This is a genomic window from Flagellimonas alvinocaridis, assembly GCF_004916895.1.
Classification (GTDB): domain Bacteria; phylum Bacteroidota; class Bacteroidia; order Flavobacteriales; family Flavobacteriaceae; genus Flagellimonas; species Flagellimonas alvinocaridis.
In genome coordinates this window covers 66,660-88,068 of record NZ_SNTZ01000005.1, presented here as the reverse complement: position 1 = coordinate 88,068, position 21,409 = coordinate 66,660, and the positions used below count along the sequence as shown (strand labels likewise).

Annotated in this window: 14 protein-coding genes and 1 tRNA gene; 9 read left to right on the top strand and 6 right to left on the bottom strand. The window is 44.1% G+C overall.

Translation table 11 applies throughout. The features are described 5' to 3' along the window. Positions 1–98: 98 nt before the first annotated feature. Positions 99–3,521, top strand: coding sequence for a PA14 domain-containing protein (locus EZV76_RS11455; RefSeq protein ID WP_136566699.1), 3,423 nt, complete (start codon positions 99–101; stop codon positions 3,519–3,521). A gap of 89 nt (positions 3,522–3,610) precedes the next feature. Next, positions 3,611–4,714, top strand: coding sequence for an adenylate/guanylate cyclase domain-containing protein (locus EZV76_RS11450; RefSeq protein ID WP_136566698.1), 1,104 nt, complete (start codon positions 3,611–3,613; stop codon positions 4,712–4,714). Between the two features lie 121 nt (positions 4,715–4,835). Here the strand turns inward: EZV76_RS11450 and EZV76_RS11445 are convergent. Further along, positions 4,836–4,907 (bottom strand) — tRNA-Gln (locus EZV76_RS11445). A 192-nt stretch (positions 4,908–5,099) separates the two neighbouring features. Here EZV76_RS11445 and EZV76_RS11440 point away from each other — a divergent pair. Then, positions 5,100–8,438 (top strand): glycosyltransferase family 117 protein, encoded by a 3,339-nt coding sequence (locus tag EZV76_RS11440; protein WP_136566697.1) that lies wholly within the window; start codon positions 5,100–5,102, stop codon positions 8,436–8,438. A gap of 23 nt (positions 8,439–8,461) precedes the next feature. On the opposite strand, the gene EZV76_RS11435 is transcribed toward EZV76_RS11440, so the two are convergent. From EZV76_RS11435 to EZV76_RS11415, 5 genes are all read right to left on the bottom strand, one after another. After that, the gene (locus tag EZV76_RS11435) at positions 8,462–8,758 is read right to left on the bottom strand and encodes a thioredoxin family protein (RefSeq protein ID WP_036382448.1); all 297 of its coding nucleotides are present in this window, start codon (positions 8,756–8,758) and stop codon (positions 8,462–8,464) included. Between the two features lie 135 nt (positions 8,759–8,893). Continuing rightward, the gene (locus EZV76_RS11430) at positions 8,894–9,676 is read right to left on the bottom strand and encodes a glycoside hydrolase family 16 protein (protein WP_136566696.1); all 783 of its coding nucleotides are present in this window, start codon (positions 9,674–9,676) and stop codon (positions 8,894–8,896) included. A 24-nt stretch (positions 9,677–9,700) separates the two neighbouring features. After that, positions 9,701–11,761 (bottom strand): TonB-dependent receptor plug domain-containing protein, encoded by a 2,061-nt coding sequence (locus EZV76_RS11425; RefSeq protein ID WP_136566695.1) that lies wholly within the window; start codon positions 11,759–11,761, stop codon positions 9,701–9,703. Positions 11,762–11,885: 124 nt separating this feature from the next. Beyond that, positions 11,886–13,118, bottom strand: coding sequence for a metallophosphoesterase (locus tag EZV76_RS11420; protein WP_136566694.1), 1,233 nt, complete (start codon positions 13,116–13,118; stop codon positions 11,886–11,888). Positions 13,119–13,173: 55 nt separating this feature from the next. Continuing rightward, a complete protein-coding gene (locus EZV76_RS11415) occupies positions 13,174–13,893 on the bottom strand; it encodes a copper homeostasis protein CutC (RefSeq protein ID WP_136566693.1) in 720 nt (239 codons plus the stop codon). Between the two features lie 38 nt (positions 13,894–13,931). Between EZV76_RS11415 and EZV76_RS11410 the strand changes: the two genes are divergently transcribed. The 6 genes from EZV76_RS11410 to EZV76_RS11385 all read left to right on the top strand — a co-directional run bounded on the left by EZV76_RS11410 (position 13,932) and on the right by EZV76_RS11385 (position 21,281). Beyond that, a complete protein-coding gene (locus tag EZV76_RS11410) occupies positions 13,932–14,927 on the top strand; it encodes an isoaspartyl peptidase/L-asparaginase family protein (protein WP_136566692.1) in 996 nt (331 codons plus the stop codon). Positions 14,928–15,126: 199 nt separating this feature from the next. Continuing rightward, the gene (gene polA / locus EZV76_RS11405; protein ID WP_136566691.1) at positions 15,127–17,961 is read left to right on the top strand and encodes a DNA polymerase I; all 2,835 of its coding nucleotides are present in this window, start codon (positions 15,127–15,129) and stop codon (positions 17,959–17,961) included. 89 nt (positions 17,962–18,050) lie between these two features. Next, complete coding sequence (locus EZV76_RS11400; RefSeq protein ID WP_136566690.1) at positions 18,051–19,226, top strand: XRE family transcriptional regulator; 1,176 nt, start codon at positions 18,051–18,053, stop codon at positions 19,224–19,226. After that, complete coding sequence (locus tag EZV76_RS11395; RefSeq protein ID WP_136566689.1) at positions 19,226–19,735, top strand: DUF4411 family protein; 510 nt, start codon at positions 19,226–19,228, stop codon at positions 19,733–19,735. Before EZV76_RS11400 ends, EZV76_RS11395 begins: the two co-directional genes overlap by 1 nt. Positions 19,736–19,786: 51 nt before the next feature. Next, the gene (locus tag EZV76_RS11390; RefSeq protein WP_136566688.1) at positions 19,787–20,410 is read left to right on the top strand and encodes a JAB domain-containing protein; all 624 of its coding nucleotides are present in this window, start codon (positions 19,787–19,789) and stop codon (positions 20,408–20,410) included. A gap of 19 nt (positions 20,411–20,429) precedes the next feature. Further along, positions 20,430–21,281, top strand: coding sequence for a DUF1444 family protein (locus tag EZV76_RS11385; protein WP_136566687.1), 852 nt, complete (start codon positions 20,430–20,432; stop codon positions 21,279–21,281). The last annotated feature ends 128 nt before the right edge of the window (positions 21,282–21,409 follow it).

The following is a 21,409-nucleotide window of genomic DNA, read 5'->3' as shown; positions in this document are numbered from 1 at the left end:
CTCAATTCAATACTAGACATCCATATTCTTCCATTTCACAACAAATATTTTCATCAGCGTACACTACAGTTAGCTTTGCATTCTTAAAAATAGTGATAATGGGCTCATTTTATGGCGATAAGCCGGTAATGCAAAGAGCATCAATGCTTCGTTGCCTTTTTTTCTTTCTCTTTCTACTGGGAGTCACCCCCATTTTTTCACAAACCACACTTTGGAGCGAGAACTTCAGCTATGGCAATGGCACCGAAAATGGAACGGCATCAGGTCCTTCCGCTTCGGATTGGACCACCAATCGCGGGGGCAGGCTATCCGTCAGAAACAATACCTTAAGAGGTAGAAACCTGGATTCCCAAGGCACTTGGCAAACCGACCCCATTGACATAACCGGATACGATTTTATAAGTTTCAGCATGGATACATGGGTGGACGATGAAGATGAAATGGACAATGGCAATGACTATTTTATTGGAACGTACCGCGTTGATGGAGGCTCGTGGCTGCAGTTTGTAAATGTCTCTGGATCTGATTCTGATCCACTGGACCCTTCATACACCGTAAACCTATCAACAACTGGGAATTCCACACTTGAAATCAGGGTACAAATGCTTAACCATGACAACGATGAACAATATTTCATTGATGATGTGGAGGTTGTAGGATATTCTGGAATATGTAATGGTGAGATTGACTTTGAATTTTATGATAGTGTTCCTTCTGGGTATACCACAGACAACATTCCAACCACAGGGGCCCTAGGCACCGGTGTGTTCTCCAGTTTTGACGTGGATGCCCTCCAAAATCAGGAAGACCCTGGTGATGCTGAAAGTTTCAGTATCAGGTACTCAGGATACATCCAGATCAACACGGCAGGCTCCTACACTTTTTACACCTCATCCGATGATGGATCAAAATTATTTATTGATGGAACCCAAGTTGTTGATAACGATGGTCTACACGGCACACAGGAAAGATCAGGCTCAATATCCCTCACTGCAGGCTTGCACGACATAACCGTCCTATTCTTTGAAAACGGCGGTGGGGAGACCTTGAATGTTCAATACCAAGGACCGTCCATATCCAAGCAGAACGTTCCCTTTTCCATATTGTATTCAAATTGTAGTATTGCCATAGCAGATTTAGATGGCGATGGCATTGAAGACAGTGTTGATCTAGACGATGACAACGACGGGATATTGGATACGGATGAATGTGGCGGATTGAGTGGAAACTATGCCATATCAGCCACCAATATCAGACACTTCAGCAATGACTCCAACGCCCAAGGAAATCCCGGGACATCGTACGCCGCCAACTCTGCCACCACATATCCTGGAGCAAGCTCCATTCTACTTTTTCAATTCCCAAATGCATTGCCCATAGGCACCAGTGTAAGTGTATTTTTAGGGGCAGACCCCGCAGTGACCGATACGGATATGCAATTGCAACGTTCTGATGCCGCAGGAAATAGCAATGGTTGGATCGCCAATGCCGACAATACAGCACCAGGCTCTATACGGGAAGTAACCTTCACCGTAAGTGGAAGCCCCTTAGAGTATCTCCGTATTGAGGCCTACCAAATCGGAGCAAGAATCTACGGTGCCAGTTATGGCGGTTCCGTGGATTGCACCACAATAGACACTGATGGCGATGGCATCCCCAATTACCAAGATCTTGATAGCGACGGTGACGGTATTCCCGATAACGTGGAGGCCCAAACCTCTTTGGGATATACGGCCCCCACAGGTAGTGATTCAGATAATGATGGTTTGGACAATGCCTATGAAAGCAGTGGTATTTCGTATATAGATTCCGATGGTGACGGCACCCCGGATTTTTTGGACACGGACAGCGATAATGATGGAACAAACGACACAACTGAAGCCGCTCTCACCTTAGCTGGTACCGATAGCGACAATGATGGCTTGGATGACAACATAGACACCTCAACAGACTATAGTGACCCGGGTGGAACCATTGATAATCCTACCACAACCGGTGGAGGCAGTATTTCCTTACCAGATTCTGATGGGGATGCTGCATCCGGTGGCGATCTGGATTTCAGGGACGATACCAATGATGGCAACCAACCACCATCCATTTCAGCAACTGGAGATCAAATATTCTGTCCCGGAAGCACCATTGCCATTGTTGAGAGTGTATCCATCTCAGACCCGGATGACACAACCTTGGATGCCGTTTATATCCAAATCACATCGAACTACGACAACACAGGAGACCTATTGACCTTAACGGGAACACACCCCAATATTTCCTCTAGTTGGGACGTTTCTGAAGGAAGATTAACATTGACCGGCCCTACAACCTTGGCAGAATTTGAAGCTGCCATTGGCGCCGTGGTCTTTCAAACAACAGGAACAGTTACGTCTGGCGATACCCGGACGTTCTCCATAGTGCTCAATGAAGCCAATTACCTTGCTTCAACCGGTCACTATTATGAGTATGTGCCCGCATTGGGTATCACATGGACCTCAGCTAGGGATGCCGCTGCTCTACGTACATTTTATGGTCTTCAAGGTTATTTGGCCACCATCTCCATTCAAGATGAGTCTGATCTTTTAGGGTCCCAAGCTCCCGGAGCAGGATGGATCGGGGCCAGTGATGCTGCCTTGGAAGGCGATTGGTACTGGGTGACTGGTCCTGAAGCCGGAACCTTGTTCTGGAGAGGAGGTGCTTCAGGAACTGCCTTTGCCTACGAATTTTGGAACGGCGGGGAACCAAACAATTCAGGCGACGAGGATTATGCGCATATTACCGCTCCAGGGGTCGGTTTGCCGGGATCATGGAACGACCTTTCAAACACGGGTGCTGCCAGTGGGGATTATCAGCCAAAAGGTTATTTGGTGGAATATGGCGGCATGCCTGGAGACCCACCCTATCCTAACCTTGCGGCCACCACAACCATTACGGTTGACAATGTAGCCCCAACCGCCAGTAATCCTGCACCCCTAACGGTATATTGTACAGATGATGTACCCGCACCAGATATTACAGCCGTAAATGATGAAGCTGATAATTGCGACCCCAGTCCTACAGTAACATTCATAAGCGATATAAGTGATGGTGGCACCAACCCTGAAATTATAACACGCACCTACAGAATAACCGATGCATCTGGAAACACCTTGGATGTCCAACAGACCATCACAGTATCCCCATATGCCATTTCAAGTCAACCCACCGACCAAAATAGCATTGCAGGCAACAATGTCAATTTTTCAGTTACCGCCAGCAATGTGGACACATACCAATGGGAAGTAAGCACCGATGGGGGCAGTAATTTTGTACCCCTAACAGATGGTTTGGAATATACCGGGACCCAAACGGCCAATCTTTCAGTGATTGCAGCCGGCACAGACAAAAATGGCTACATTTTCCGCGTATTGGTTTCCAACTCCTCGGGATCTTGCAGTATCCTGGCTTCGGACGAAGCCACCCTGACCGTAAAAGTAGGGACCGTAATCACCAATAGAAGGGTTACTTACAGGGTAAACAAGAATTGACCTAGTACTTAAGCCACTGCATATTGAACCACGCCCTTGGCCAAAATCCAAGCGCTTTTTTCATACCAAATTCCTGTTACCTTTACAGCATGAGGTTTTTTCAAAATCCGAAGACTGTATACTATATTAAGCGTATTCTTCCTTTTGGAATCATTTGGCTGGTGCTCAGTTGGTTTATTTTGCTTATTGAGTCCATGGCCACCGAATACAAAAACGTACGCCCTGAAACGGACATAACGGTTACGTGGGATGTTTTCCTATTCGCATCCCTTGCAGTCTTTGTAGTAGGTTTGGCCGTAGGGACCTTAGAGGTCTTTTGGTTGGGCAAATTGTTCAAGTCCAAAGGTTTTGGACAAAAAATCCTCTACAAAATGGGATTTTATCTTCTGTTCATGTTGGCCATTAACCTAATTGCCTATCCAATTGCGGCCAGTATAGAGTTAAAAACTTCGCTTTGGGATTCTGAGGTATGGCAAAAGTTTTCAAACTATAGTACCAGCCCTACTTTTTTGAGCACCATGGCATCCTTGGCTTTTAGCATTTTTGTCTCTTTGCTCTATTCTGGCATCAGTGAACATTTGGGACATGATGTCTTGCTCAACTTTTTCTCGGGGAAATATCATCGACCCAAAGAAGAGTCCCGAATTTTTATGTTCTTGGACATGAAATCTTCCACATCATTGGCAGAGCAATTGGGACATAAACAGTACTTCCGTTTCTTAAGGGATTACTACAACCAACTTTCCAACGCAATCATAAAACACAATGGCGAAGTGTACCAATATATAGGGGACGAAATTGTAATCACTTGGAAGCAAGACAAGGGGCTATCTAGGCAAAACTGTGTACGTTGTTTTTATGCCATGAAGGACAATCTTAACAAAAAATCAGCTTTTTTTATAAAAACCTATGGTGTGATCCCTTCGTTTAGGGCTGGGCTACATGTGGGTAAGGTAACAACAGGGGAAATTGGCGCCCTGAAAAAAGAAATATTTTTTACAGGAGATGTTCTTAATGTTACCGCCAGAATACAAAAGCTGTGCAAGTCCCTTGATCAAGAACTTCTCATTTCCGGAGAATTAAAAAAGTTATTGGAGCCATCAACCCCGTTTGGGTTTGAAAGCCTGGGAACCATGAATTTGGAAGGCAGGAAAGCCCAAGCATCACTTTATGCCGTAAAACATTTCGGTTAGACACTTCAATTGTATTCACATTTCAAAAAACTTGAACCGACTCAAATCCTCTTGTCCTGGAAAACTCACAATGTTCAAAATAAAAAAGCCTCCCAAAGTATTACACTTGGGAGGCTTTCTGTTGGCCTACTAGGACTCGAACCTAGAATGACTGAACCAAAATCAGTAGTGTTGCCAATTACACCATAGGCCAGTACCAAAATTCTGCTGAACTTGATTCAGCTTTTGAGCGTGCAAATTTATAACAAACTTTGGTTTCAACAAATATTTTAGCAAGATTAGCTGCTATTTTTCCGCACTATCCTGTTAAAGCTTTTCCAAAAATGGCCAATCGTCTCTTCTATATTTACTAAATTCGCCACAACTTGGTTAACCACCATCCAATATGTTTGCAAAAGACTTCAAAAAATGGGACACCATCCTTGGATGGACTTCCTTCGCCATAGCCTTTATTGTTTATGCCCTGACCGTTGAACCTACAGGAAGTTTTTGGGACGCAGGGGAATACATTTCCACTTCGGCAAAATTACAGGTGGGCCACCCTCCTGGAGCACCACTTTTACAAATGATAGGTGCTTTTTTTGCCATGTTTGCCTTTGGGGACACTTCAAAGATTGCATTAATGGTCAATGCCGTATCCATAGTTTCCAGTGCTTTTACAGTATTGTTCACGTTTTGGACCATAACCAATTTAGTCAGGAAGCTTATTGTAAAGAACAAATCCATTGGCAATAGTCAGGCCATAGCTATTTTAGGTAGTGGTCTTGTCGGTGCTTTGGCCTTTACATTTTCAGATAGTTTCTGGTTCAATGCCGTAGAGACCGAAGTTTACGCCATGGCAAGCTTGATCATGGCCTTATTGCTATGGCTGGGATTAAAATGGACCGACAATTTGGATGACCCGAGAGGTCATCGTTGGCTACTACTGATTTGCTTTTTGATCGGACTTACCTTCGGAATCCAGTTTATGGGCTTTTTGGCCATTCCATCCATAGGATTGCTTTATTATTTTAAAAAGTATAAGCAAACCAACGTTAAGAATTTTTTGCTGGCCAATATTGCCGTGGTGACTATTTTGATCTTGGTCTACAAATTCTCCCTTACCTATGTTTTAAAGCTTTTTGGTTGGAGCGAAGTCTTCTTTATCAACGAAGTGGGGCTGCCCTTTAACTCGGGAACAATCATAATGGGATTGATTTTTATCGCTGCTTTCTATTTTGGACTGAGCTATACCCGAAAACACCATTTTTATACAGGCAACATCATTGTATTGTGCCTCATGTTTGTTTTACTTGGATTTTCTTCTTGGTTGATGTTGCCCATTCGAGCCAATGCAAAGACCGTGGTAAATGAGAACAACCCTGCTGATGCCCGGGCACTGTTGGCCTATTATAATCGTGAGCAATATCCCGGTGTGGAAAGTCCATTTTATGGAGCGTATTACTCCGATGCATTTGCCCCGGCTGGAGAAGACAAGGACGAAAGTCCCAAATATGAAAAAGATTTACAACTAGGTAAGTACGTTATTGTAAACCATTACAAAGGTGCTCTTCAAGGACCCAACGCAAAACATGTGGGATTCCTTCCCAGAATGTGGAGTGGCCAACACGCAGAAAATTACATGCGCTACTTTGGCGCCCTGGATTTCCGTATCAAGTCCGAATACATTTCCAACAATGATCTTAGGGAAGCCGTAAACCAATTTAAAACTGCCTATTCGCAAGGGGAGTTGGATACTGAACAATACATTCGGTTTTTACGTGAGTTTGGTGAGTACATTGAAGTAGAGCCACCTACTCTTGGCCAAAACCTACGATATCTTTTTGAGTTCCAGTTTGGGTATATGTACATGCGCTATTTTATGTGGAATTTTGTAGGTAAACAAAACGATGTCCAAGGCAGATATGATGAAAATGGGCATTGGCTCAGTGGCATTGGCTTTTTGGACAGCATGCAATTGGGAAGCCAAGAAAACCTACCCACTGAATGGAAAAACAATAAAGGCAGAAACACCTATTTCTTCCTTCCGCTACTTTTGGGAATCATTGGGATTGTTTTCCTTGTTTCTAGAAACCCAAAGTACTTTTGGGTATTGTTTGTCTTCTTCATATTTACTGGACTGGCCATTCAGTTCTACACCAATCCCTATATTTTTCAGCCTAGGGAAAGGGACTATTCTTTAGTGGGGTCTTTTTACATTTTCTGTATTTGGATAGGAATAGGGGTCTATGGTCTATTTGAGGAATTCAAGAAACTGTTGTCTGCCAAGATAGCCGCTCCGTTGATTACCACACTTTGTATTTTGGCCGTTCCTCTTTTGATGGCGTTTGAAAACTGGGACGACCATGACCGTACTGGACGTTACACAGCCCAATCCACTGCAAAAGCGTATTTAGATAGCTGTCAAGAAGATGCTGGGGGTATTTTGTTCACTATTGGCGATAATGATACTTTTCCACTTTGGTACGTGCAGGAAATAGAGCAGTACCGTACCGATGTTCGAGTTGTGAACACCAGCCTATTTGCCACCGATTGGTACATAGACCAAATGAAACGAAAAGCCTATGAGAGCGATCCTATTCCTTCTCAACTAACCCATGACAAATACCGTTATGGTACACGGGATGCCATCTACTATCAAAATGTAACGGATAATCGGTGGAGCATCAAGGACTTTATGAATTGGGTGGGCAGCGATAAGCCGCAAACCAAGTACAGACATATTATGGAAAGTAGGGGTGCGGATATCAGCCAATATCCTGAGAGCACATTGGACATTGTCTATTATCCTACGAACAAAATCCGCATCCCCGTAAATAAAAAGAATGTTTTGGAAAGCGGTCTTGTAAAAGAAAAGGACTCTGCTTTGATATTGGATTACATTGATATAGATCTGCCGCAAAGCGCCCTTCCAAAAAACAGAATCTTAATGCTGGACCTCATTGCGAACAATGACTGGAAACGTCCCATATACTTTTCAGGAGGTAGCTTTGATAGTGCAGAATATATCTGGATGAAAGATTATCTTCAATTGGATGGACTGGTCTATAAATTGGTCCCCATTAAAACCGAGAGTAGAAACTCTTTTGAAATGGGAAGGATAGATAGCGACCTCATGTTTGACATCGTTAAAAAATGGGATTGGGGAAATTCTGGAAGCGACAAGATCTACCATGACCCGCAAACCCGTTCCCAAGGCCTATCCTTTAGGGGCAATTTGGCTAGATTAATGGAGACCCTGATTGCGGAAAACAAAATAGACAAGGCTCGTGAAGTAATTGAGCTTACCATGACCAATATGCCTGTAGACAAATACGGTTTCTACGCATTTGTGGAACCTTTTGTGGATGGCTACTACAAAGTGGGCGATACGGAGAAAGCCAGGGCATTATTTGAAAAGTTGAAAAAGATTTATCAAGAACGTCTGGAATACTATGCAGGAGCACCTTTGGATGAGCAGTATGATAGGATTGAAGACATCTTGGCCGACATGCAGGCGTACAGAAGAAACATTGACATTCTTATCGAGAACAAGGATAGGGAATTGGCCGAATCAGAAACCTTGATTTTCAATGATTATATTGACAAATTCTCACAGTTTATGGGTGATGAAGAAGATGCTTTTGAGGAACCTGCCTTGGAAATCAACCCCGACTTGGAAGACTCTATTTCCCTAGACACCATAGAAGCTATTGAAGATACCGTAGCAGTGGAACAACCATAAAAAAAGCGAGGTGAAAACCTCGCTTAAATATATTCGTTGAGTATGCCGATGAGCGTATTGGCGTCTTGTTCGCCGCTCTGTCGCCAGACCATTTCTCCTTTTTTGTAAATCATCAACGTGGGCAATCCCTTTATTCGTAAGGCTTGCGACAATTCCTTGTTTTTGTCCACATCAATTTTTATTACCTTTCCCTTGTCGCCGAGGGCTGCAGCCACATCGCGTAGAACTGGGTGCATGGAAGTGGATTGTTCGTTCCACTCTGCATAAAAGTCCAACAACACTGGGACCTTTAAATCTATGAGTTCACCAAATTTAGACATATGTATTCTCTGGTTTACTAGCCAAAAGTAAGAAAAATTGTTAAAGTTTTACATCAAGTCAACGCTTTAGGACATTGACGCTCGTTAAATTCACGTTAAACATTACTCTTGAACATGATTGGTTTGGGCAATCCGCTATTCAAAAGCATAAAATCGCACCCAATCGATTTCCATCTCAACAGGCAATTCCGATGCATCTACCTTCCCCACCCAACTACCGCCCAACTGCATATCCAATAAAAGATAATGGTCACCATCCGCATACGGAAACTGTTCGGGCTTGTCCGTTTCAATCCTTGGATAACCAAACGTTCTTTTATGGTTGACATAGAACACTACACTATCCTGATATTTTTCAACAGCGTATATATTAAATCCATCTTTGTTGATGGAAGCTGTTCCATAGTGCTTGGGATTATCCTTGATTTTTAAATCAATGGTATAGGTGGAATGAACGGTCTGGTAGACCATATCATCATGGTTTAGGTGTTCCATAATGTCAATTTCCCCTCCCCCGGGGTATTTCTTTCCTTGCCCAAGCATCCAAAATGCAGGCCATGCACCAGTGGCGCTATTTAGCTTTGCCCTTATTTCCAAACGACCCAAACCAAATCCTACTTTATCCTTGGTATACACTCCGCCAGTAAGATACTTGGCGGTATCACTAGGCACCGATGTATTGTTGATTCCTCTGAGGACCAATTTACCATCCCGCAGGGCATAGCAACTATCATAATCGCTCATACGACGATTCCAGTCTGCTCCTCCTCTGGGAATTTTAGACCATCTTGTGGTGTCCAATCCATTTGAACCATCAAAATTTTCGACCCAATCGGGTGCATTTTCTTGGGGAGTCCATTCGCTCCAAGACAAGGCCACACAAGCCATCAACAATACAATGGATATCATTTTTGTCATTCGCACTACTGAAATTTATTGGCATTATTTCACCTCGATATATGTTCGTGCCAAAAGTGGTTCGCCACTTGGAGTGACACCATCCAACACAATTTGATAGGTACCCGCGGCATCAGCTGTGTTAAAGGAAATCGTCGTTTCAGGTTTGTCCAAAACTACGTCTGGATTCCAAAACAGTACATCTGCCTTCTTGGTTTTATTTTTCTCGGAAGTATTTTGGCCCGCTTGCACCAATCCTGGATGCTTAAAGCTAAGAATGGCGATTTTGGTTTTCTTTTCGGTTTGCTTTTGAACACCGGTTTTGGTGTAGATGGCCACTATGCCATTACCTGCCCGCGCTCCATAAATGGCCGTTCTGGGCCCTTTAACAATGTCTATAAAATCGATTTCATGGAGACTCAGTCCCAAGACCGCCGAGCTATCCGTAGGCATGTTGTCAATCAAAATCAACGCTTGATTGTTCCCTTTTAAAGAACTATTTCCCCGCAGATATATTGCATTACCACGAATTGAAACCCCAGGCAACCTCCCTTGCAAGACATTGAGCAAACTCCCACTTCCAATAAGGGTTTTAGGAACCTCATCAAAGTCTACCGTATGCGAAGGATCCTTTATCAATAATCGACGCTTCGCATAATATTCTTTTTTCTTGGACTCATCTGATTCCACCTTTACTTCCTCAAGGATTATGGTATGGTCATCGGCATCCAAGGTGTAAACTTCCTTGCTATCGCCTTGGATGTTCCGCTTACCCTCGTTAAGGTTTAAGTTTGGGAACAATTCGTTCATTGCCTCGCCCACAGCCACCTGCTGATGCCCCACATTGTCCAATGAAATGAAAACATCTGACGTTTGCTGTTCTTTACTTACTTTTTTATGAGGACCCATGTTCAATTTTTTGGCTTGCAGGATAACCATGGTGGTATCAGGAAAATCCAGATTTCGGAACTCAAATCTTCCATTTTCATCGGTTTGAACCTGATCATAACCAATGGCATCGTCATTTTTATAGGAGAGGGACACCAAAGCCGGAACAGATTGGTGATCTACTGATTTTTTGATGGTTCCACTAAGGGTTACTCCTTTTTCCAAAACGGTTCTCTTTCCAGAAAAATGGGAAGATGTCCCCAATGAAGAACCATAGGTTCGAACATCTTTGGTCATCAGTAGTATATCCAAAAGCTGCTTGGCCTCGTCATCTTGAAAATCCAAATTTTGTGAGGCTGGGGCACTTGGTTCATCCACCTTAATGACCGAAAGAGAAGCCCTTCCCCTACCTTCATCAATAGAAGGGGCTAGATGGATGCGCAGACTCACCTTCTCTTGCTGCCCGAATTCCGATTTGGAGGGTAGCAACTGCACTTTGGAAACAGTTTCTTCCTGTTTATGAAACACCAAACGCTGACTGATCATTTCGCCCAAATTGTTGAAAAGGGTAAGCTGCACAACCCCATGTTGCAAATCTTCTTTGGGCAGTGTAACAATGGCCCCTGACTCCTGACCTTTTAAATTGGAATGTAGGATTGTCCCTTGTCGCTGCTCCGCAACAAATAAAAAACCATCGATACCCCGGCGAAAGGTAGAACTTATATTAATTTGAAAACGGTTTGGATGCTCTATTACTTGCATTACCACTCCCTCGGCATTGCTTCTGGGCAACTCAAACTCATGGAATCTTCCTTTGTGATGGATGAATGCTTTATAGGCGATACCATTTCGGGGCAACAATTGAAACTTGCCTACCCCCAGTTTGGTGGTGGCGATATCGCGCACTTTAATGTTATTGTCCTCTCTAATTTCTCCGGACACTTCCAATCCAACACCATTGGCGTCCATAACCTTAAAAGCAACCTGGTTGAGGTGTCCGTTAACAAGTTGCCCGCCCTCTGGAAAAAACGCTACATAAAATGGGCTTTCCAAAACTGGTGTAGATGCAGCCCTCGCAACCCTGGTGCTATCTGAGAGGGAACCGTCCAAGGTAAGGCATCCAAATTCAAAAAAAGATGGGTTTGCTGAATTCCCATATCCATAGAAAAAAGGGCTGCCCAGCAACAGTAACATTACGAAAAGTGTTCTGAGTATCATAGCGAGATTTTTTTTAATGCCCTGAAACAATGGCCATTATCCCAAATATACAAATTGATTCGCTAGTATAAAAGTCTACAAGCCTAGCGATACTGAAGAATCACCTTTCTGACATGGACTCGTTTTAGGCCATACCCCTTTTCTTCAAGGTAATCACGGTAATTTCTGGCCAGATACCAAACCTACCGGGGTAGCCAATAAACCCAAAACCACGGTTAACATTGATGAACTGCCCCATTTCTTTGTACAGTCCCGCCCAATACTTATACCTCCATTTAACAGGGCTCCACTTTACCCAACCGGGAATTTCAACCCCAAACTGCATCCCATGGGTGTGCCCACTTAGCGTTAAATGATAATGGTAATCATCCTGCAGAGCCACATCTTCCCAATGCGATGGATCATGGCTCAACAATATCTTAAAGTCATCACTAGCAATACCTTCTTTGGCTTTTTGAAGATCACCGGCCTTCTTAAATCCACCACGGCCCCAGTTCTCAACACCCAATAAGGCAATCTTCTGCCCATTTTTTTCCAAAAATCGATTTGAGTTTAAGATAAGGTCAAATCCCATTTCCTTTTGGAAAGTCTTAAGATCTTCCAAGTTTTGGGCTTTCGCTGCTTCTGAATCCCAAGAAGTATAATCGCCATAATCATGGTTGCCCAAGACTGAAAACTTACCATCCTTCGCTTCCAACCGGGAGAATACATCTTTCCAAGGAATCATTTCTGACGCCTTATCGTTCACCAAATCCCCTGTAAAGAAAATAACATCACTTTTCTGCTCATTGATCAGGTCAATCCCATAGGCCACTTTTTTGGCATCATCAAAACTACCGCTGTGCACATCGGATATTTGTGTGATTTGATACCCATCAAAGGATTCAGGCAAATCATCAAATTCCATTTCATATTTCAGGACCTGATAGTTGTACTTTCCCCTATACATTCCATACAGCATGGCACCAAAAGGTATAGCGGCCAAGCCTAGGGCCAAACCACTCAGAAACTTTCGTCTGGATGGAAAATAACCGGTTTCAGTCGGAGTACCACCCACAATTTTGTTATAACCGAATGCTACAAGGCGAACTACATCCTCAAGCAACAGAAAAAAACCAAGTACCAATCCCAAAAGAAAAAACGCCATAAAAATACCAGCAGCTACAGCTATGGTCCCCCTAAATCCTTCACCCGGCACATAGGCAATCACCTTAATGGCCAAGAACAACAAAGCTCCAAGAAATAGGATTCCGTAGGCCCAATGCATCCAAGGACTTTTAAATAAGGTCCTAAAGGCCTGAAAGCCATAGATGGCCAAAACAACGTATAGAATTCCTATGATGATAAGACGAGACATGCGATTTCTTTTTGCAAAACTATTGCTAAACTTCTAAAAAATAGGGTTTTTGGATTTATTTAACGGCTTGAACAATACGACGAACAACTACCTCATTTGTTACCGCCACCTCATCCTCTGCTAAATGTTTAGAAGAATTCATACTGATTTTCCCAGCAACATCTGCTGAATTTCCAAAAGAAGTTCCCGAACAATGTATCGCGCTCAGACCTATTGATTTAAACATTGGGGCATTCTGTGGTGCCACACCACCCCCGGCCATGATGGTCATCGAAGTTTGTTGCTGCCATGCTTCAAGATGGTTGATACCTTTTTCGGCCGATGTTTCTCCTCCCGAGGTCAAAACGGTATCCACGCCCATGGCTTCCAATTCAGTCAAAGCCACAAGCGGATTGGGTATCCATTCAAAGGCACGGTGAAACGTAAAATGTAGCGGTTTAGCCAAGGTGACCAGTTCCCGGGTCCGTTCCACATCCAAAGTACCATCTTTCAAAAGCACCCCGGATACAATACCCTGAACTCCAATTTTTTTGCATTGTACAATATCCGCTTTCATCACCTCAAACTCAGCATCGGAATAGGTAAAATGGGCACTACGGGGACGGATGAGCACATGGATGGGTATCTGTAGATTTTGTTTGACCAGCTCAAGTAAACCATGGGATGGGGTCACCCCACCAACCCCCAGTTCCGAACATAATTCAATACGGTCCGCCCCCGCTTTTTGGGCATTCAATGCCGATTCCAACGAATTGGCACAAACTTCTACAAGCATATTCCTATCTTTAAAACCTAAAAATAAACAACCCTTCAATGCAAAGACGAAAATTCCTTAAAAATTCAAGCCTTACCACTGCAGGATTGCTGTCAGTTCCCGTATTGGCCTCATGCAAAGATGAAAATAAGGCCCCCGAAACCGTTCCTCCCATCCAAGCCGTAAAACCCATTGCGGTATGCACCTGGAACTTTGGCAATGCCACCGCCAAAGCCTGGGAAGTATTGAACAGCGGAGGCTCCGCTTTGGATGCTGTGGAACAGGGTGTCATGATAGAAGAAGCCGATGTGACTAACGAAACGGTTGGAAAAGGGGGGCGCCCTGATCGTGACGGCAACGTAACCTTGGATGCCTGTATCATGGACAAGGACGGCAATTGCGGTTCCGTGGTCTACCTTCAGAACATCGCACATCCCATTTCCGTGGCCCGAAAAGTGATGGAAGAAACCCCCCATATTATTTTAGCGGGTAAGGGTGCCGAAAAGTTTGCCTACGAGCAGGGTTTTCAAAAAGAGGACCTGCTCACCGAAAGTACCCGAAAACAATATCAGGAATGGCTCAAGACTTCAAAGTACGAGACTACCATCAACATAGAGAACCACGATACTATTGGCATGTTGGCCATTGATGCCAACGGGGACATTGCCGGGGCCTGTACCACCAGTGGAATGGCCTATAAGGTCGCTGGTCGTGTGGGCGACTCCCCCATTATCGGAGCTGGATTGTACGTGGACAATGAAGTGGGCGGTGCCACCGCCACCGGAGTTGGCGAAGAGGTGATCCGTACCGTGGGCAGTTTTTTGATCGTGGAATTGATGCGACAAGGCATGAGCCCCCAAGAAGCTTGCGAGGTGGGTGTAAAACGCATCATGAAAAAAAATGAGGGCCGCAAGGATTTCCAAATTGGGTTCCTGGCCATCAACAAGAATGGGGAAACAGGAGGCTATTGCGTACATCCTGGGTTCACCTATCGCGAGTATAGCGAAAACGGCCACGAGAACAGGCAGGTGAGCAGTTTTTATCAAAAGTCGTAGGAGATACAAGACCGCTGTGCTTTAGAAACAAGACCGCTGCGCTTTTAGATTCAAGATGTCTTGACTCTTGGTTCCAGTTTCTTGCTTCTATTAAACCGCAATTCGTACTTTTAAAAACTGCTTATTGCTAATTGATCACTGCATTATTGCTTATTGATAATTGCTTACTGAACATTGTTAATTGACCATTGAAAATAATATGTCCGAACAAAAACGACTTTTTCTACTTGACGCCTACGCCTTAATTTTTAGGGGATATTATGCTCTCATCAAAAACCCACGGATCAATTCCAAAGGGATGGACACCTCCGCCATCATGGGGTTTGTGAACTCCCTTTTTGATGTGATCAAACGCGAACAGCCCGATCATCTGGCCGTAGCTTTTGACAAGGGTGGCAGTGTGGAGCGCACCGAACTCTTTGAGGATTACAAGGCCAACCGGGACGAGACCCCGGACGCCATCCGCATTGCGGTGCCCTACATCCAGGATATTCTTAAAGCCATGAAGATTCCGATTGTGGAGTTGGAAGGATATGAGGCCGATGACCTTATCGGGACGATAGCCAAACAGGCCGAAAAAGAAAATTACAAGGTCTTTATGGTAACCCCGGACAAGGATTTTGGGCAATTGGTGAGCGAGAACATTTTTATGTACCGCCCGGCACGAATGGGTAACGGCATAGAAATCTGGGGCATTCCCGAAGTACAGAAACGCTTCGGCGTGAAACGTCCGGAACAGGTGATCGATTATCTGGGAATGATGGGCGATGCCAGTGACAATATTCCCGGACTGCCCGGTGTAGGCGACAAGACCGCCAAGAAGTTTTTGGAAGACTTTGATTCCTTGGAAGGATTGTTGGCCAACACGGACAAGCTCAAGGGCAAAATGAAAGAAAAAGTGGAGGAAAACGCCGAACTCGGCCGTTTGTCACGCCAATTGGCCGAAATCAAAATTGATTGTGATGTGCAGTTCCACGCCGAGGATTACGAGATGTGCCCTCCCGATTCCGAAAAAGTACAGGAAATCTTTGAGGAACTCGAGTTCCGTAGGTTGAAGGAACAGTTTATTAAAATATTCTCCGGGGAAGCTGAGCCCAGCGCTCCCGTGACCAGCACCGAAACCGCCAAACAGGAGGCCAAAGTGGCCGGAAGCGGTCAATTCACCCTTTTTGGGGGCGACCCCGCCGAGGCTGCGGCCACCATCAAGGACCATAGCGGCCGAAAGACCGTTGCCGATGTGCCCCATTTTTATCAGACCGTGCAACATGGTTTGGGCATGGAACTGTTCTTGGAAATGCTCCTGAAACAGCCCACCGTCTGTTTTGATACGGAGACCACCTCCATCAACCCCTTGGAGGCCGAACTGGTGGGGATTGCCTTTAGCTGGTCGCCCGGCAAGGGATTTTACGTCCCCTTTCCCGAAGGGAAAAACGATGCCATGCCCCTCATTGAAAAATTGCGCCCCTTCTTTGAATCGGAAAAGATTGAAAAGGTGGGCCAAAACCTCAAGTACGACATCAAGGTGATGCAGAATTATGGCGTGGAGGTCAAGGGCAAGCTGTTCGATACCATGTTGGCCCACTACCTCATCAACCCTGATATGCGCCACAACATGGACGTACTGGCAGAGACCTACCTCAACTACACCCCGGTCTCCATTACCGAGCTCATCGGCAAAAAGGGCAAGAACCAGCTCAGCATGCGGCAGGTGCCTTTGGAAAAACAAACGGAATATGCCGTGGAGGATGCCGACATCACCTTTCAATTGGGGCTGCACTTTGCCCCGGAACTGAAAGAAGCCCATACGGACAAACTGTTCGAAGACATTGAAGTGCCCCTGCTCCGCGTCTTGGCCGATATGGAACGGGAAGGCATCAATCTGGATGAGGACTACCTAAAAGACCTCTCCACTGCCCTCGAGACGGACATTGCAGAACTGGAAAAGAACATCTACGAGCAGGCCGGGGAGCAGTTCAACATTGCCTCTCCCAAACAGTTGGGCGACATCCTTTTTGACAAGCTGAAACTGGTGGACAAACCCAAAAAGACCAAAACGGGACAGTACTCCACCGCGGAGGACGTGCTCTCCTATCTGGCCAAGGACCATGAGATCATCCAAAATGTGTTGGACTACCGCGGACTGGCCAAACTCAAGAGCACCTATGTGGACGCCCTGCCCAACGAGGTACAGAAAGAAACGGGCCGGGTACACACGGACTACATGCAGACCGTGGCCGCCACAGGCCGTTTGAGCAGCAATAACCCCAACCTGCAGAACATTCCCATCCGTACGGAACGGGGGAGACAGGTGCGCAAGGCCTTTATCCCACGGGATGAAAACTATGTGCTGCTCGCCGCGGATTACTCGCAGATAGAGTTGCGCATCATTGCGGCCCTGAGCGAGGAGGACACCATGATCTCCGCTTTTAAACACGGAGAGGACATCCACGCTTCCACGGCCTCCAAGGTATTCAATGTGCCGATTGGGGAAGTGACCCGCGAACAGCGTAGCAACGCCAAAACGGTGAACTTTGGGATCATTTATGGGGTATCGGCCTTTGGGTTGAGCAACCAAACGGACCTGAGCCGTACCGAGGCCAAGGACCTCATTGACACCTATTACAAGACCTATCCCAAACTGCGCAACTACATCAGTGAGCAGATAGATTTTGCCCGGGACCATGGCTATGTGCAGACCATTTTGGGCCGAAGACGCTATTTAAAGGACATCAACGCCGGGAACCAGGTGGTGCGTGGCGCTGCGGAGCGAAACGCCGTGAACGCGCCCATTCAGGGGAGTGCGGCGGACATCATCAAGATTGCCATGATCAACATCCACAAAAAGCTTTCCGAAGGAAAGTACAAGACCAAGATGTTGTTGCAGGTGCACGATGAATTGGTCTTCGATTGCTACAAACCTGAGCTGGAGGACATGAAAAAACTCATTAAGGCCGAAATGGAAAACGCCTATAAACTCTCCGTGCCCTTGGATGTGGAAGTGGGTGTGGGCAAGAACTGGTTGGAGGCGCATTGATTTATAATAATTTGTATATTGGGTCTTAGTTGTCATTTATAACCTCATGGCAATCAGCTCCAAAAATTATTATTTTGCAATTATAAGCAATGGTAGAAAAAGCATTTATAACGGCTGATGTTTTAGTATGGGCTAGAGAGTCTGCAAAAATCTCTGTGGAAAATGCTGCCAAAAAATCTTCCGTATCGCCTGAAAGATACTTGACATGGGAAAAAGGAAATGATTTCCCTACCATAAGACAAGCAAAAATCTTAGCAAAGTATTTTAGAAGGCCATTTTCTCTTTTATTCCTACCAGAAGTTCCTAAAGATTTCCATCCTTTGGAAGATTATCGCAGAAATGATTCCCTAGAACTGGATACGGCATCCTTGTTCATTATTCGAGATATCCAAGAAAAACAGAGTTGGATTAGTGAGCTCTATGAGGAAATTGGAGAAGAAGTTCTGCCCTTTGTAGGCAAATACACAATGAAAGATAACCCTGAAGTTATTGCGCAAAACATCTTGAACACTCTCAAAATCAATCCTGCCAACTATCAAAAAACACCTATAAATGAATGGATTGAGAAAGCAGAAATGGCAGGAATATTTGTTTCCCGTGCAGGTTACCTTCATTCAAAATTAACACTGAACAATGACTTAATACAAGGATTTGCAATTGCAGACAAGTTTGCTCCTTTTGTTTTTGTCAACTCAAAAAATAATTGGAAGGCTCCTCAGCTTTTTACCTTAGTCCATGAATTAGCACATATATGGATAGCGAAATCAGGAATATCCAATGAGACTGATATGGATTTAACGGACAAACCAAAATCAAAATTCCATCCTGTGGAATTATTCTGCAACCAAGTTGCAGCCAGTGCTTTAATGCCTAGAGAAATTATCATGCATTTAGGCAAAGATACTTTCGAGTCTCAAAATAAAGTCTTCAAACAGGCAAAAGAACTTGGTATCAGCTCTTTTGCTCTTTTGGTCAGAGCCTTGAACTTAAATTTAATCTCCAATACAGAATATCAAGAGTTAAAATTGGATGTCCAAAAGGAATTTGAAAAATTTTTAGAGAAGGAGAGGATCAAAAAAGAAAAACAAAAAGAAAGAAAAGGTGGGCCAGACACTTATTTACTTCGCTTAGCCAAGAACAGTAAATTATTCACTAGAATCGTTATGGACACTTTCAACAATGGCTCTTTGCAGCCTTCAATTGCCAGCAACCTTCTGAACACACAAACAAACAAATTCTCAAAATTTGAAAAACTGCTTACGTGATGTTCGAAAACGAGAAAGCAGTATATTGTATAGATGCCAACATTCTTATTCAGGCATGGCAGAAATATTACTCTCCAGAAATTTGTCCATCCTATTGGGATGTACTTAACGAACTAGGACGAAGAGGTATAATTTTCATCCCCGAACTAGTTTATGAAGAAATCAAAAAAGGAGAAGACGATCTCTTTGAATGGCTCAAAAAGAGTGACATTCCTATCAAAAAAATTGATGACCAGGTCACCCATTGCCTTAAACAAATTTATGAGTCGAACCCGAAACATAAATTCTTGGTATCCAGCAATGGAATTCACTCTTTAGCCGACCCTTGGGTAATTGCACACGCAATCAAAGAAAAAGCCATTGTGGTCACTAAGGAGACAAAGGACTTCTTTAAAAAGCAAACGAAGATCAAAATCCCTCACGTTTGCGAAAACATGAAGGTTGATTGGATTGACGATTTCGAGTTCATAAAGAAAATGAACATAAAGTTTATTTGTCAATCTGGATAAAACACAAATCTTCCCCCAAACCCAAATCCTACAAAATGCTATCTTTAGAACATGGACATTAAACTCACCAAAGCCGAAAAGATCAAAATCCTCAACGCTTTCGATATTTATGGCATCATGCAGCGCATTCTGTTGCGTGAGGACAAGATAGACCAGGACCGCGAGCACTTTTGGGTCATCGGGCTGGCCAACAACAACCGCATCCTCTTTATAGAACTGATCAGTCTGGGCACGGTGAACCGCGCCCTGGCCGAACCCATGGAGGTCTTTAGCCTGGCGCTCCAGAAAAGGGCCGTAAAGATCATTCTGTGCCACAACCACCCATCTGGCGAGCTGGTGCCCACCGAGGTGGACAAGGACATCACCGACCGCCTTATACAAGTGGGCATTATTGTGAACACCGAGGTGCTGGACCACTTGATCATTACCACCGAGAGCTACGTGAGCTTTAAGAACATGGGGCTTATGGAAGAACTGGCCGAAAGCACCCAGTACGTGCCCAACTACGTGCTCAAGGAACGCTACAAAAAAGAGGCCGCCGCCATGGCGCAACGAAAGGAAAAGTTGGAAATCGCCCGGCAGATGAAGGCAAAGGGTATGGACGTGGAGACCATTTCCGAAATCACCGGCCTTACAGTAGAAGAAGTGAAAAAGTTGCGGGGGAAGGGGAAATAGACAAAACACTTTCAATAAAATGAAGAAACTGCTCTACCTTATGTTTGGACTTTTTATTTCTGGTTGTTCTTCGCAGCCAAAGTTTCTAAATGAAGCTCAATACACAAAAAAGTATTTTAAGATTATTTCAAAAAAATATCCTGAAGTAATTTATGAAATCAAAGAACCTCTTGTCCTTAAAGCCAGTTATGGAAAAGGGAAATCAGTAACTCATTATTTGGACAATTCCTATCGTGAATACAAGCTGGACCCCAATGATTTGGATGATATTATTGAAAAATACACCAATGCATCGGCAGGTGTTTATACAAAAAGCAAAGAAATCGATATTAACCGAATTGTTCCAGTAATTAAACCGAGTGACTATTTTGAGCAGCTAAAAACGCTTGGAAATTCCACTTATGAAGATTTTAAAGTTCCAGAATTGATTTGGGAACCTTACAATGAAGATTTGATTATCGTTTATGCTGAAGACAGAGACAACAACATCAACTATTTTAATCAGGAGGAATTTGAAAAATTAGAAATCGCCAGAGATTCACTCTTGGAATTTTCAGTGAACAACCTTAGTAATATTGTGCCGAAAATTGAGACAGTTGGGGAGAACGGAAATTTTGGATTAATAGCTGGTGGAGACTATGAAGTGAGCCTTATGTTAATGACCAGTATCTGGACGAAGGAGAATTTTGATGTGGATGGTGAAATTGTTATCGCAATACCAAATCGGGATTTAGTTTTCATAACAGGCTCAAATGACAATGAGGCGATTGAAAAACTAAAAAATACAGTACAGGAAAGTTATGAAACTGGAAATCATTCAGTCTCTAGAAGTTTTTACAAATGGAATGGCGAAAAATTTGAAAAATTATAGGTTCGGAAACTGACAACGACCATGTTTCTTTTTTGATTTTCAATAAATCATCCCGGACCTCCTTAAATCCAAATCCCAAAAAATTTAAATCATGGAGTTGAACCAGACCAGCCCATAAGACCAACTTC